This window comes from Nocardioides sp. (assembly GCF_964228225.1).
Classification (GTDB): domain Bacteria; phylum Actinomycetota; class Actinomycetes; order Propionibacteriales; family Nocardioidaceae; genus Nocardioides.
The window spans coordinates 21,930-36,005 of the sequence record NZ_CAXQZB010000011.1 but is presented as its reverse complement, the minus strand read 5'-3'; the positions used below and the strand labels follow the sequence as shown (position 1 = coordinate 36,005).

At 74.1% G+C, this 14,076-nt stretch carries 8 protein-coding genes; 2 read left to right on the top strand and 6 right to left on the bottom strand.

From position 1 onward, the window contains the following. Window positions 1-243: 243 nt before the first annotated feature. A complete protein-coding gene (locus tag ACERUJ_RS02455) occupies window positions 244-3,612 on the bottom strand; it encodes an Ig-like domain-containing protein (protein WP_370246851.1) in 3,369 nt (1,122 codons plus the stop codon). A 154-nt stretch (window positions 3,613-3,766) separates the two neighbouring features. Continuing rightward, a complete protein-coding gene (locus ACERUJ_RS02450; RefSeq protein WP_370246850.1) occupies window positions 3,767-7,141 on the bottom strand; it encodes an Ig-like domain-containing protein in 3,375 nt (1,124 codons plus the stop codon). Between the two features lie 315 nt (window positions 7,142-7,456). Between ACERUJ_RS02450 and ACERUJ_RS02445 the strand changes: the two genes are divergently transcribed. Next, window positions 7,457-8,116, top strand: a complete 660-nt coding sequence (locus tag ACERUJ_RS02445) for an NAD(P)H-binding protein (RefSeq protein ID WP_370246849.1) — start codon at window positions 7,457-7,459, stop codon at window positions 8,114-8,116. 21 nt (window positions 8,117-8,137) lie between these two features. Here ACERUJ_RS02445 and ACERUJ_RS02440 read toward each other — a convergent pair whose 3' ends face one another. From ACERUJ_RS02440 to ACERUJ_RS02425, 4 genes are all read right to left on the bottom strand, one after another. Beyond that, a complete protein-coding gene (locus ACERUJ_RS02440; RefSeq protein ID WP_370246848.1) occupies window positions 8,138-10,267 on the bottom strand; it encodes a hypothetical protein in 2,130 nt (709 codons plus the stop codon). Window positions 10,268-10,489: 222 nt separating this feature from the next. Then, window positions 10,490-11,536 carry a helix-turn-helix transcriptional regulator gene (locus ACERUJ_RS02435; RefSeq protein WP_370246847.1) on the bottom strand — a complete coding sequence of 349 codons (1,047 nt, stop codon included), beginning with the start codon at window positions 11,534-11,536 and terminating at the stop codon, window positions 10,490-10,492. Next, the gene (locus ACERUJ_RS02430) at window positions 11,536-12,438 is read right to left on the bottom strand and encodes a WYL domain-containing protein (protein WP_370246846.1); all 903 of its coding nucleotides are present in this window, start codon (window positions 12,436-12,438) and stop codon (window positions 11,536-11,538) included. The genes ACERUJ_RS02435 and ACERUJ_RS02430 overlap by 1 nt, the downstream gene beginning before the upstream one ends. Window positions 12,439-12,599: 161 nt before the next feature. After that, window positions 12,600-13,811 carry a VWA domain-containing protein gene (locus ACERUJ_RS02425; RefSeq protein ID WP_370246845.1) on the bottom strand — a complete coding sequence of 404 codons (1,212 nt, stop codon included), beginning with the start codon at window positions 13,809-13,811 and terminating at the stop codon, window positions 12,600-12,602. Here ACERUJ_RS02425 and ACERUJ_RS02420 point away from each other — a divergent pair. After that, entirely contained in the window at window positions 13,702-13,971 is a 270-nt protein-coding gene (locus ACERUJ_RS02420; protein ID WP_370246844.1) for a putative ATP-grasp-modified RiPP, read from the top strand. The genes ACERUJ_RS02425 and ACERUJ_RS02420 overlap by 110 nt on opposite strands. Window positions 13,972-14,076: the final 105 nt, after the last annotated feature.

Here is a 14,076-nt window from a genome sequence, read left to right as displayed (position 1 = left end):
CGACGGCGACTCCGCGCCCCGCCCAGACACCACGACGCTGCACCGGCTGCGCAAGTTGCTGGGGGAGGACCGCGCGATCGTCCTGTCGGAAGGCCGGCTGTCGCTGGACGGGCGTCTTGTCTGGGTCGACGCCTGGGCCGTCGCACAGGCGGCGTCGCGCATCAACGAACTGCTGCGGCCGGGACCGGCCCGGCCGGGGCCGTGGCACGTCAGGGTCGGCGCGGGCCGGGGCCCGCGCCCCCCTCACTCCGCCGAGCGGGGCAGCCGGTGGCGGTACTTCTCCACCGTCACGTTGCCGGCGACGTCGACCGCCCGGGTGACGTAGACGTCGATGAGGCGGCTGCGGAACCGCACCCGCGTGACGGTGGTGTCGGTGTCGGCCAGCCCCGAGCCCCGGTCGTCGACCCGGACCCGCACCGGCACCGGGTCCTCCAACCGGAGGACGTAGCGCACCCGCGGCGCGTCGACGTCGACCCGCAGGCCGCGCAGCACCTCGGTGCCCACGCCGCCGTCGGTGGCCCGCACCGTGCGCACCAGGTCCGGGTAGGCCCGCGAGCGGGACAGCGTGGTCGGCGACGGGCACGGCGCGGCCAGCGGCGCCGAGGTGGCGGTGCAGGTCGTCGTGATCGTCACCGGCGTCCGGTACCACCCCGAGGCCGAGACGGGCCGCGCGCTGGTGAGCGTGCTGACGACCAGCGGGTTCGACCGGGAGGTGGAGTCGGCGGAGCCGCCGTAGTTCGCGTCGCCGACGTAGGTGGCCTCGACGACGTGCTCCTCGCCGTCGGCGATCGGCAGGCTCACCCGCGCCACCCCGTCCCGCACCGTGGCGAGGTACTCCTCGGTGCCGTCGAGCAGGAAGCGCACCTGACCGCCGATCGGGGCGGCCTGCGCCGAGCGGCGCGACAGCGCGCCGGGTCCGGTCGGGGCGATCGGCGTGACGGTGGCGGTCAGCCCCTTCTGGCCCAGCGTCGCCTCGAGGGTCGTGGCGGCGGTGGTGACCGGGATCCGCAGGGTGCGGCTCACGGCCTGGTGCGTCGCGTCCTCCGGCGCCGAGACGACCAGGTCGCACGCGCCCACGGCCAGGTAGGCCAGCACCGGGGCGCCGTCGGCCTCCTCGACCGCGCACACCGCCGCGGAGGCCGGGTCGACCGCGAAGGACGGGGTCGTGCTCGCGGTGGCGCTCAGCGCCGCGCTGCTGCCCGGGGTGCCGCCGGCGGGCGCGGTGAGGACGAGCTGCTGCTCGCCCTTACCGACCGTCACGGTGCGCGTGACCGGTGCGGCCGGCAGGTAGCCCAGGTTGCCGGCCTGGCGGGCCGTCACCTCGCAGGCGCCGAGGGCGCGGTACTCCAGGCGCAGCGCGCCGGCGTCGTCGGTGACCAGACCGCACACCGCCGCGGAGGCCTCGGAGACCGCGAAGGTCACCTGTTCCCCCGAGCCGCCACCGGTGGCGGTGAGCAGCGGGGTGGCCCCGAGCGCGCCGGTGGCGGGCAGCGGGAAGTCGATGGCCTGCGCGCCACGCTCGATGGTGCGCTTGATGCTGCCGACGTTGCCCAGGTGGGTCTTGTCGCCGCTGTAGGTGGCGTCCACGGTCACCTCGGCGGTGCCCGGGTAGCGCATCGTGCAGGTGGCGACGCCGTCGACCACGGGCACGCCGGCACAGCTGGCCACCGGCACCTTGGACTGGGTGAAGTCCACCGTGCCCGCGACGTCGGAGGGTGTCACCGCCGCCCGGTAGGTGACGGTGGTTCCGGTGGCGTCGTGGGTGGGCGACCCGGCCGTGACCGCCACCGAGGTGGTGGCCAGCGGGGTCACGATCGGACCGAGCGGACAGATCGCGGGGTTGTTGCCGGCCAGGTGGAACGGCCCCCAGAAGGCACCGGAGGCCTTGTAGTCGAACTTCGCGACCTCGGCGTCGAGCTTGGCCTTGATGTTGTAGGTGCCGCCGTAGCAGATCTCGTAGCCGTTCTTGGCCGGGTTGGAGCTGTCGCGCACGGTGGCGGCCAGGCTGACCCCGGCGTTGGCCGAGAAGCTGAAGGGACCGAACTTGGCGCTCAGGTCGAGGTAGAGCGGGGAGAAGTAGACGGTGCCCGAGGTGTCGTACTCGTGGGTGGTCTCCACGCACGGCGCGGGCTTGCCGGACTTGTTCACGCAGTTCTCGGCGAGCACCTCGGCTCCGAGGACGCCGCCCGGGACGTAGCCGGTGGCCATCGTGATCGTGCCCTTGTTGACCGTCACGCGGAAGGTGTAGGAGCCCTCGAGGCTGCCGCCGATCATCATGAACAGGCCCCCGGTGAACCCGGCGAAGGTGCCGCCCAGCAGCGGGATCGCCGCGCAGCCGGTGATCTTGCCCTCGAGGGTGATGTCGAGCTTGATGGCCTCCTTGATCGTCAGCACCGTCGGCATGTAGAGCGAGGAGACGATGTCGAGACCGGTGTTGGTGGAGGTGTAGGGCGTGCCCTTGACGTTGACCTTGCCCGAGGCCAGCTTCGCCGAGACGCTGTAGGTCAGCTTGTCACCGCCGCCGGCGGGCGCGCTCTTGGGACAGCTGGACTCCCCCAGGTCGATGCTGCCCTTGTAGCCGATCGAGAAGTTGGGGTATCCGAGGTCGAAGTCCTCGTCGATGTCACCGATCACCGAGGGGCTCTGGTAGTAGTACACCCCGCCGTCGCAGGTGTAGACCGTGGCGCAGTCCAGGTGCGAGGTGCCGCCCGGGGTGGCGATGCTCAGGTAGACGCCCTTGGCCTCGTCCGCCGAGGCGGCCGGCGGGCGCACGACCAGCTCGTCGTTGCGCGAGCTGCTGAAGCACGGGTCGGTGGCCGGGCTCTGGCCCGCCGCGCACCGCGCGACCGCAATGCCCCCGCTGTAGCCGCCGTCGCCGAACCACACCACCGACGCCTCGTCGAACCGGTCGCCGGTGACGGTGATCGTGCCGTCGACGTGGGTCGTGCCGTCGTCGTTGAACGTGCCGCCGCCGACCGGGCCGTTGGCCGGGCTCACGGCGTCCACGCGCGCGCGATCGCCCAGGGGCACGACGTCGCCGACGTCGAACCAGCCGGAGTCGGGGCTGGTGCCGTACCCGCCGCCGTCGTCGGTGGACCACACCATGACGCGCATGTCGTCGTCGTCGTCGATCGCGCTGCACGCACCGAACACGTCGGCGTCATCGAGCATCACGATGATCTGGGTGTCGGTCCACTTGCCGATCGTGAGGTAGCAGGAGTTGACGTCGGCGTCGGGGTGGTAGAAGCCGATGTCGTCGGTGGCGAAGGTGCCCTCGTCCTCGATGTGCAGGTTGGCCGTGTTCGCCCACACCCCCAGGGCGGAGTCGCCGACGTCGGCCGACCCCTCGAACACCGGGCTCTCGGTGATGGTCGGCGGGGTGTCGCCGAAGCCGCGACCGTTGATCACGAAGGTGGGGCCGGTGCCCTCCTCCTTCGGGTCCTGGGCCACGACGTCGGACACGCTCGTGATCACCGGCGTCGTGACGGCCGCGGCCGGGGCGGCCGGGGTGAGGACCGCCAGCGGGGCGGCCAGCGCGGTGAGGACGAGCGGGACCGCGATCCGCGCGCCCGGTCGGCGGCGGGCGGAGGGGCGGGAGGGCAGCAGCGCCATGACAGTCCGTTCCTGGGGTGGCGGACCGGCGCGGCGAGGGGTCGCCGCCGGACCGCGGCGGTGGGCCGGGAGGGGCCGGGGAGGGCCGGGACGACGACGCCGCGGCGGGGGCACGAGGGCCTCCGCCGCGGCGTCGTCGATCACGACCGGGGCGTCAGCGGGTGGCCGGCACCTTGTAGCGGAACCGGGTGATCGTCGTGTTGCCCGCGACGTCGGTCGCCACGGTCTTGTAGACGTCGACGAACCGCTTCTTGCGGATCTTCACCCGGGTGACCGTGGTCTCGGCGGTCTCGACCCCCGAGCCCTGGTCGCGCACCCGCACGCGGACCGGCTCGTCGGCCTTGTTGCGCACCACGAAGTTCACGCGCGGACCCACCAGGTCGATCTGCAGGCCCCGGATGATCTCGGTGCCCACACCGCCGTCGCTCGCCTCCACCGTGCGCACCAGGTCGGGGTAGACCTTGGTCGCGCTCAGGGTGAGGGGGGCGGGGCAGTCGGTGGACAGCGGGGCCGTCGTGGCGGTGCAGGTGGTGGTGATGGTCACCGGCGACAGGTACCAGCCGGAGGCCGAGATCGGTCGCGCGCTGGTGAGCGTGCTCTCGATCAGCGGCGCCGAGCGGTCGGTGGAGTCGTCGGAGGCCGCGTAGTTCGGGTCCGACTCCTCCAGGTACTCGGCCTCGACGACGTGCTCGCCGTCGCCGGCCAGGTCCAGCTCGACCGTGGCGACGCCGTCCTCGAGGGTGGCGAGGTACTCCTCGGTGCCGTCGACGGTGAAGCGCACCTCACCGGTCAGCGGCGCGATCGCGTCCGAGGTCGGCAGGTCGCCGCCGGCCGCGGTCGGGGCCAGCGGGGCGACCTCGGCCCGCAGCCCGTCCTCGTCCACCGACACCGTGGTGGTGGTCGGGGCCTCGCCGACGGTGACGTCGTAGGCCTGCGAGGCACCGGTGAAGCGGGCGTCCTCGGGGGCCGTGATCTCCAGGGTGCACACGCCGGCAGCGAGGTAGACCAGGGCGGTCGCGTCGCCGTCCTCGACCAGCTCGCACACCTCGGCGCTGGCCGGGGCGACGTCGTAGGCGGGCGTGGTCTCGGCGAGGGCGTCGAGCACCGTGCTGCCCCCGGTCACCACGCCGGTCGGCGGGGTGAACGTGATGCTCTGCGAGCCCTTGGACACGGTCACGGTCTCGGTGACGGGCGTGGCCGCCTTGTAGCCGCCGTTGCCGCCCTGCTTGGCGACCACGCTGCAGACACCCACGTTGGTGAAGGAGATCTGCGGCGCACCCTCGTCGTCGTAGGCCAGGCGGCAGACGCCGACGGAGGTGCTGGGCACCGAGTAGACGACGTCCTCACCGGAGTCGCCGCCGGTGGCGGTGAGCGGCTCCCGGGTGCCGACCACACCGGTGTCCGGCAGGGCGAAGGTGATGACCTGGTCCAGGCGGGTGACCGTCTGGTCCAGGCTCGCCGAACCGGCCAGGTGGGTGCGGTCACCGCTGTAGACGACCTCGATCTTGAACTTGCCGGTGCCGTCGTAGGACACCGAGCAGGTCGCGGCGCCGTCGACGATCTCGACCGCGGCGCAGTCCGCGATCTTCTCGCCGTTGGAGTAGAAGTCGAAGGTGCCCTCGGCCTCGCCGGGATCGACGCTCGCCGAGTAGACGATCGTGCTGCCCTCGCTGTCGTACTCCGGCTCACCGGCCTCCAGGCCGACCTCGGTGGGACTCAGGTCCTCCTCGATCTCACCCAGGGCGCACAGCGCCGGGTTGTTGCCGGCGAGGTGGAAGGGGCCCCAGAACGCGCCGGCGTTCTCGACCAGGAAGGTCGCGATGTCGGCGTCGAGCTCGGCCTTGAAGACGTAGGTGCCGCCGTAGCAGATCTCGTAGCCGCTGTTGGCCGGGTCGGTGCTGGCCTGCACGGTGCCGGCCAGCGAGATGCCGGCGCCGGCGGCGAAGGTGAACGGGCCCAGCTCGGCGCTCAGGTCGAGCCAGAGCGGGGAGAAGATGACGTTGCCCGAGGCGGTGAACTCGTGCGAGGTCTCCAGGCAGGGCGCGGGCTCGTCGTCCTCGTCGACGCAGTCCTCCTTGAGGATGTCCGCCCCGGCCACGCCGCCGGGCACGTAGCCCGCCACGAGCTCGACCGTGCCGCGGTTGATGACCACGTGGTAGGTGTAGGAGCCCTTGAGGTTGCCGCCGATCATCATGAACAGGCCGCCGCTGAGGTTGGCGCCGTCACCGCCGAACTTGCCGCCGAGCAACGGGATCGCGACGCAGCCGGAGATCGAGCCCTCGAGGGTCACGTCGAGCTCGACGGCCTCGGAGATCGTCAGCACCGTCGGCACGTACATCGAGGACAGCAGGTCCAGGCCGGTGTTGGTCGAGGTGTAGGGGTCGGCCTTGATGTTGAGCTTGCCGGCCGAGGAGGTGGCGGTGATCGAGTAGGTGATCTCGTTCAGGCCCGACGGCGCGCTGCCGGGGCAGGTCGACTCGCCGAGGTCCACCGCGCCCTCCACACCGAAGGTGGTGTTGGGGTAGGCGAGGTCGATGTCCTCGTTGATCGACCCGAGCACCTCCGAGGGGCTCTGGTAGTAGTAGACGCCGCCGTCGCAGGTGTAGACCGTGGAGCAGTCCAGGTGGGACGTGCCGCCTTCGGTGGCGATGCTCATGTAGACGCCCTTGGCCTCGTTCGCCGAGGCCCGGGGCGGTCGCACCGTGATGGCGTTGTTGGTCGAGGTGAAGCAGTCCGAGGTGGCCGGGTCCTGGCCGCTCCCGCAGCGCGCGACCGCGATGCCCCCGCTGTAGCCGCCGTCGCCGAACCACACCACCGTCGCCTGGTCGAACCGGTCGCCGTGCACCGTGATGGTGCCCTGGGGGTCGATGGTGCCGTCGGAGCGGAAGGTGCCGCCGCCGACCGGGCCGTTGGCCGGGCTCACGGCGTCCACGGTGGCGCGGAAGCCCAGCGGCACGACGTCGCCGACGTCGAACCAGCCGGAGTCGGGGCTCACGCCGTAGCGACCGCCGTCGTCGGTGGACCACACCATGACGCGCATGGCGTCGTCGTCGTCGATAGCGCTGCACGCACCGAACACGTCTGCGTCATCGAGCATCACGATGATCTGGGTGTCGGTCCACTTGCCGATCGTGAGGTAGCACGAGTTCACGTCGGCGTCGGGGTGGTAGAAGCCGATGTCGTCGGTGGCGAAGGTGCCCTCGTCCTCGATGTGCAGGTTGGCCGTGTTCGCCCACACGCCGAGCGCGGAGTCGCCGACGCCCGCGGAGCCCTCGAAGGTCGGGCTCTCGGTGATGGTCGGCGGGGTGTTGCCGAACCCGTAGCCGTTGATCACGAAGGTGGGGCCGGTGCCCTCCTCCTTCGGGTCCTGGGCCACCACGTCGGAGACGCTGGTGATGACCGGTCGGGTCTCGGCCTGCGCGGGCGCGCCGGGTGCGAGCACGGTGACGCCGGCGGTGACGACGAGGGCGGCGCTGACGCGCGCCAGCCAGGAGCGAGATCGTCGCTGCCGGGCGCGGGGAACTGCCAAGGAGGACATGCGGATCCGTTCGAGATGCTGGGCCGGGGCCCGGTGGGAGGGGGAGGGTGCCTGGGGAGACCGCCCAGCTGCGAGTCAGCTGCGAGTCAGGCGTCATGAAGTATCACCCGGGGTATCGATGGAAGGCCCCCCGAGGTCACGGACCTGAGACCCCGATCGGAGAAAGTCCCACTTCGCGCCACCCCCTCCCCCGCGTGGCGACGCGATCCGGGCTGAACGATCGCTCAGGCCCCCTCGATGCAGGGGGGACCCCGCGGGTCCGCGCCCGCGCCGCGCCGCGCATCGGCGCCGCGCTAGCGTGGCCGGATGAGCACGATCGCCGTCGTCGGGGGCCACGGACAGGTGGCCCGACACCTCCACCCCCTGCTGCGCGAGCGCGGCCACACCCCGCTCGCGCTCGTGCGCCGGGAGGCCTACCGCGCCGACCTCGAGGCGCTCGGCGCGCAGGTGCGGCTGCTCGACATCGAGGGCGAGGACGCCGCCGCCTTCGCGGCCGCCTTCGCCGGGGCCGACGCCGTGGTGTTCGCCGCCGGCGGCGGCCCCGACGGCGACGTCGACCGCAAGCGCACCGTCGACCTCGAGGGCGCCCTGAAGTCGATCGAGGGCGCCCGAGCAGCGGGCGTCGCGCGGTTCGTCCAGGTCTCCGCGATCGGGGTCGACGCGCCCGTGCCGGACGGGACGACCCCCGTGTGGCGCGCCTACGTGGAGGCCAAGCGCGACGCCGACGCCGCGCTGCGGGCCAGCGACCTGGCCTGGACGATCCTGCGGCCCGGCCGCCTCACCGACGATCCGCCCACCGGCCGGGTCGAGCTCGGCACCGAGGTGGGGCGCGGCGACGTCACCCGCGCCGACGTCGCCGCCGTGCTGGCGGCCGTGCTCGACGAGCCGGCCAGCGCCGCGGCGCAGTGGGACCTCGTGGGTGGCACGGTGCCGGTGGCGGAGGCGGTGCGGGCCGCCCTGGCGTGAGCCTCCGCGGCCGTCAGCGGGTCAGTCCCGCGGGGTGAGCACCACCCGCCGGCCGCAGCCGGCGAACACGATCACCGCACGCACGTCGGTGGTGCCGCGCACCGCCGCGTCGCAGGTGAGCCCCGCACGGCCGGGGTCCACGACCGCCCGGCGCAGCCCGGCCAGGCGCAGCACGAGCACGTCGCGCGGCGTCGTGCGCGGCGCAGGTCCGTACTCCTGGCCCTCGGTGAGGTAGGGCAGCGGCTCCTGCCCCCCGACCAGCACCCCGGCGCCCGGCGCCGTGGCACGCACCACCGGGTCGCCGGTGCGGGAGGCGAGCGAACGCGCGTCGATCAGGCCGGGGCGGTCGAGGCGACGCGCGCGCAGACCCGAGAGCCACCACACGTGGTCGGCCCGGATGTCGCCGAAGCGGGTGTCCTCGCGCGCGTCGACGACGTAGGTGAGGTGGCGGGGGTCGCGCGGCACGCGGGCGTCCCCGAGGAAGGCCACGCCGGGGCCGTACTCGTCGTTCGCGGCCAGGGTCAGGTGGTCGGCCACCGGGAAGGTCCACTGGGTGAAGGGCACCCCGGCCGCCTGCAGCCCGGCCACCGCCTCGCGCGACGTCGTGATCGTCACCAGCTCGTCGGCGCCGGCGTTCCACGCCATCAGCGGGTTGTGGCGCAGCGAGACCAGCTGGTCGGCGACCGAGCCCGGCGCACCGACCACGGAGAAGCCCCGCCCGAACAGGTCGGGCCAGCGCGCCAGCATCCGGTAGGTGCTGAACCCGCCCATGGAGTAGCCGGTGACCGCGGTCCAGGTCGGGTCGAGGGGATAGTGGCGGGCGACGTCGGCCCAGACCTCGAACAGGTCGGCCTCGGCCGCGCCGGTGCTGAAGCCGTCCGGCCCCCGCCCGCCCGGCGTCACCACCACCGAGCCGCCGGCCCGCTCCCCCAGCTGCCGCTGGTTGCGGGTGCCGAGGTACTGGTTGTAGTTGGCCGAGAGCGAGTGCGGCAGCAGCGTGAGACCCCAGCCGGCCCGCGGCGCCCGACCGCGGGGCACGTAGAGGCCGTAGGACTGGAGCCGGCCGACCACCGAGCCCCGGCAGTCGCGGGAGGGGGCGGCGTCGCCCACGGCGAGTGCGCCCTGGGTCAGGGAGAAGCAGGTGACGCCGGGCGCCAGCCCCTCGCCGAAGCCGAAGCGGCTGGACAGGATCCGGTCCATCGGTCCCTGCCGCGGGACCCTGCTCTCGTCGTCGGCGCCGTCGCGCAGGGCCCCGAAGTCGATGCGGGCCGCGAACGGGGACACGTCACCGAGCGCGAGCTGCAGCGCCTGCTGCCGCTCGCGCCAGAAGGCCGAGGTCGCCGCCGCCCCCGCGGCGGTGTCGGCGAGGGTCGCGCCGGCGAGGAGCGGTAGCGGCTCGTCGGGCCGCGGCATCACGTTGACGATCGCGGCCCCGAGCGGGCTGCCGCCGCCCGGGGTGGTGCGGGTCGCCGGCAGCGGCGAGGGCGCGAGGTAGGTGCCGGCCGCCGGGTCCCACAGGCCGGCGCCGACGGTGGTGCGCACGGTGGCGCGGCCGGGGTCCCACGCGGCGTGCGGGACCGTGAGCGTGACCTGGTTGCGCCGCAGGTCCACCTGCACTCCCGGCCGCGGGGTCAGCGCGCGGCCCGCGGCGTCGCGCAGCTCGGCCACCTGACCGTGCCAGGTGAGGAACAGCGCCGCCGGCGACCGGACACCCGCACCGTGGGGCCAGGGGACCGGCGCGTCGGCGCTCCCCAGGGCCACCGTCACCGCCGTGCGCTCCGGGGCGCGCAGGGTGTTGAGGGTGATCCGGAACGCGGTGGCCCGCTCCAGCGGACGCACCCGGAACTCCACGAGGTCGGCGCCGTTGGCCGCGAACGCGGGGTCGGTCGGGTAGGTGTAGCTGCCCAGCGCGGGCGAGAACGTGTGGCTCTCGGTGTCGTAGGGCGAGGTCGGGTCCGGCACGCCGCGGGCGCCGTGGTCGTCCTGCAGCCAGTCCTGGGCGAGGAACTCGCCGTCGCGGTAGGCCTCGGCCCCCGAGATGAGGATCGGCTCGGCCCGCCACACGCCGCGGTTCTGCAACGGCGGTGCCACCACGGGGTCGGCGTGGAGCAGGTCCGGGCCGGGCCGCACCGCGCGCGGCGGCGTCGACACGCCGCGCAGGTCGGTGACGACGGCCCGGCGGGCCCCACCCGGGTCGGACCCGCCGACACGGTCCGCCGCACCGACGGAGGGTGCCGCCGGCGCCAGGAGCCCGACGACCACGGCCAGGCCCGCCAGCCCCGCCGGACCGACGGGGCCCCGGAGGGCACGGGAGCGGGGGACGGAGCGGGCGCCGGTGGTCACGCGGGGTGAACGACGCCGGGGTGACGTCGGTTACGCCGGGCTCGTGCCTTCGTGGTGGGCGAGCAGCCGCTCGAGGTGGGCCGAGGCCGCCGGCATCACGCTGCCCGGGGACACCGTCGTCGCGGGACCGCTGGCGAGCATGATCAGCGCGACCCGCTCCCCCACCGGCGGCAGCAGGTCGAGGTCCAGGGTCACGGTCGTGTCGTCCTCGGTGACCGGCGTGGTGCGCTCGGCGAACTGCCGGGCCGCCCAGCGGGCGTCCTGGGCGATGGTCATGCGCACGGCGGTGGTGGCGCGCTGCCGCTCGAGCAGTGTCTCGGCGTTCGTCGGCGGGGTGAAGGTCTCGTCCAGCAGCTCGACCGAGCGCACGTGCGAGAGCAGGTAGGTGCGCAGGTTGCCCTCCGGGCCCACCGGGCCGGCGTCGACCTCCCAGCCGCGCCGGGTCTGCACCAGGCGCAGCGGCTCGATCGTCCGCTCGCGCACCGTGGGACTCCACGCGTTGGAGTACACGATCACCGCGCGACGCCGCTGCTCCTGGGCGTCCTGCAGCAGCCGCAGCCGCTCGGTCCAGGATCCGGCGCGCGGCACCATCGCGGGTGCGCCGTACATCGTCTCGGCGATCACCCCGAGCGCCCCGGCCAGCTCCTCGTCGGCGGCGTCGATCTCGAGCAGCGCCATGCCGGCGGTGTAGATCAGCGAGAGGTCGCCGGCGGAGAGGGGTTCCACGCCCAGACCGACGTTCCCGTCGGGCAGCAGCCGCAGGGTCGGCCTCGCCGGCCGGGGCCCCGGCGTCCCGCCCGCGTCCTCGGGGTGCTGGTCGGGATCGTCGGCATCGTCGGGATCGTCGGGCGCCTCGCCGCGGTCGAACTCCAGGGCGGGCCGGTGGAAGACGTCCTCGGCCCAGCCCCACGAGTCGAGCTCGAGGTAGGTCTCGAGGTCGCGCTCCAGGTCCTCGGCCGCGGTGCCGAACCGCTCGGCGACCACCTCCACGGGGAGCCCGGCGGGGTAGTCGGCGAGGAAGGCGATCACCTCGGGGATGCGCGCGAGCCGCTGCAGGAACAGCGGGGTGCCGGCCATCAGAGCCCCACCATCGTGCGCAGGTCGGCGATCAGCTGCTCGCGCACGAGCCGCTCGCCCTCGCCGTCGCCCTCGAGCCGCACGCGCGGGCCGAGGATGTGCAGCCGGGCCCGGAAGGCGGCCAGGTGGGTGATGACGTAACGCATCCTCACCACCCCGTCGACCTCCACGATGTCGTCGGCGCCGGCGGGCGCCATCAGCCAGCGCACGACGTCCTCGACGTGCTCGGGGGTCGTGGTGAGCGTGACGGTGGTGGGCGGGTCGATCTCCCAGCGCAGCGGGTGCAGCGGGATCCGGCCCACGCCGGGCACCCGGCGCGCCGTGCCGGGCTCGTCGAGCGCGACGTCGTGCATGTCGGCGACGATGAAGTGCTTCACCTGCTCCCCGCCCTCCTCGAGGCCGCTGAGGTACCACTGGTAGTTCTGGAAGCGCACCGAGCCCGGGTGCACCACGCGGGGCGTGCCCTTGTAGACGAACCGGATGCGGCTCGCCGCGCGCACGGCCTGGTGGCAGCGCGAGAGCGCGTCGCTGGCGCGGTGCGGGAGCACGTCGACGCCGATGCCGGGCGGCAGGCTCGCGGGAGCGACGCCGAGACGAGCGGCCAGGTCGTCGCGCTCCACCAGGATCAGGGCCCGCTGCAGCGCGGCGCGCTGCCGGTCGGTGAGGGTGACCCGCAGCCGGTTGTCGACGCTGACCAGCCGGTAGCGCGCGTCGGCCCCCGGCGGCGCCACGTTGTCGATCTGCCACCCGCTGCGCCGCAGGTTGCGCAGGTCGGCGCTGAGCTGGTCGGGACCGCTCTCCGCCGCACCGCCGTAGCCGGCGACCCGGATGAGGTCGGTGGCCGACACGCCGCTGCGACCACGGTCGTGCAGGAGCCGCAGGAGGCGCGCGAGCCGCGCCATCGCCTTGACCGGATCACGCCCTGGCGGCACGGCACCTCCCCGTCGTCGGCCCGGCGGGGCCGCTCGGAAGCACCGCGCTCCCGATTCCGCGCCCATCCTGCCTGATCGGATCCGCGGCGACCGGCAGCGCGGAGGTCGGCGTGGCGACCGCCCGCACGGTCTCAGCGATCGTCCTGCTCCGGGGCGTCGGTGGCCTCCGGCGCCGGGGCGCGACCGCGCTTGCGGTTGGCGCGGTGGTAGGACTCCCGCGTCAGCTTCGACATCACCGGCGCTCCGGCCGGACCGCTGATCTCTCCCAGCCGGGCCATCTTCTCGACCTCCCCGATCTCGGCGGCGATCTCGGCCTGCAGCGGGGCGCGCAGCGCCTCCGGGGCGGACCCGGCCGCCGCGGCGGCGTCGTCGAGGTCCTTCCTGGTCCGGTCGATCAGCTGCTGCCCCCGGGCGAACTCGCCGCGCTCGAAGGCCTCCGAGGCCTGCCGCTTCACGTCCTGGGCCAGCTGGAACAGCTTCTCGGAGGTGACGACGGGGTCGGGCACGCGGCCCGCCGCCTGGTCGCCGGGCACGACGTTGACGGCGATCGGCAGTGTGACGGTGTGCTCGATGAGCGCCGGCAGCTCGACGTGGGCCAGCTCCAGGGTCGCGACCCGCGCCAGCCCGAGGCCCGCCAGGGCCGGCACGCGCAGGGTGAGCAGCAGCTTGCGGCGCTCGGCGGCGTAGAGGTCTCCCAGCTCGATCATCACGCGCCCCGGCTCGAGCGTGTGCACCGGCAGGTCGTTGAACAGCCGGAGCACCTCCACGCTCGGCTCGAGGGCCACGGTGAGCGCCACTCCCTGGGCGACCTTGGCGAGCAGGCCGTCGACCTCGCCGGCGATCGCCGCGCCGGCGGCGTCGGGGTCGGCGGCGTAGACGTGGTTGCCCGACCCCGACCGCGCCAGGGCGGCCAGCAGGGTCTCGTCGTAGCCGCGACCGTAGCCGAGGGTGGAGGTCACGATGCGCTCGCCGTAGGCCTGCGCGGTGACCGCCGCGAGCGTGGCGACGTCGCGCACCCCGGCGTTGACGTGGCCGTCGGAGACGACGAGCACGGTGCCACCCGTGCCGGCCCCGCGCGCGGCCAGGGCGCGACGGAGCTCGCGCAGGCCGCGCAGGTAGCCGGCCGAGAGGTCGGTGGTGCCCCCCGGCACCACCGACCGGATCGCGGCGACGACCGCGTCCTTGTCGGTGAGGGGCCCCGTGGGCACCACCACCTGGGCAGCGTCGTCGAAGGTGACCAGCCCGAAGTCGTCCGCGGGGTCGAGGCGCCGCACCAGGTCGATCAGCGCCTGCTGCGCCCCGGCCAGCGGGGCCCCGGCCATCGACCCCGACCGGTCGAGCACGACCTGGAACGACGCCGGCGGGCGCCCCGTGTCGGTGGGCGCGGCGGGCGCCTCGATCTCGAGCAGGACCGAGACCTCGTCCTCGGTCTCGTGGGCGACCAGGGTGACGTCGAGCAGGGCGTTGAGCTTCAAGCGGGGAACCTTCCGGAGGGCGGCGTGACGGGCCTCGGAGGGCCGCGTCGGGAACGGTCCCCAGGATGCGCGGAGGGTCCGAGTCAACCCCGCACCGCTCGGTCCCGGGGGCAGTCTCGGGCGGCCTCGGGGC

Excerpts from the sequence above, each read along its gene's own strand:
- ACERUJ_RS02430 (WP_370246846.1), bottom strand. The coding sequence starts at position 12,438 with ATGGCGCGGCTCGCGCGCCTCCTGCGGCTCCTGCACGACCGTGGTCGC.
- ACERUJ_RS02435 (WP_370246847.1), bottom strand. The coding sequence starts at position 11,536 with ATGGCCGGCACCCCGCTGTTCCTGCAGCGGCTCGCGCGCATCCCCGAG.
- ACERUJ_RS02455 (WP_370246851.1), bottom strand. The coding sequence starts at position 3,612 with ATGGCGCTGCTGCCCTCCCGCCCCTCCGCCCGCCGCCGACCGGGCGCG.
- ACERUJ_RS02445 (WP_370246849.1), top strand. The coding sequence starts at position 7,457 with ATGAGCACGATCGCCGTCGTCGGGGGCCACGGACAGGTGGCCCGACAC.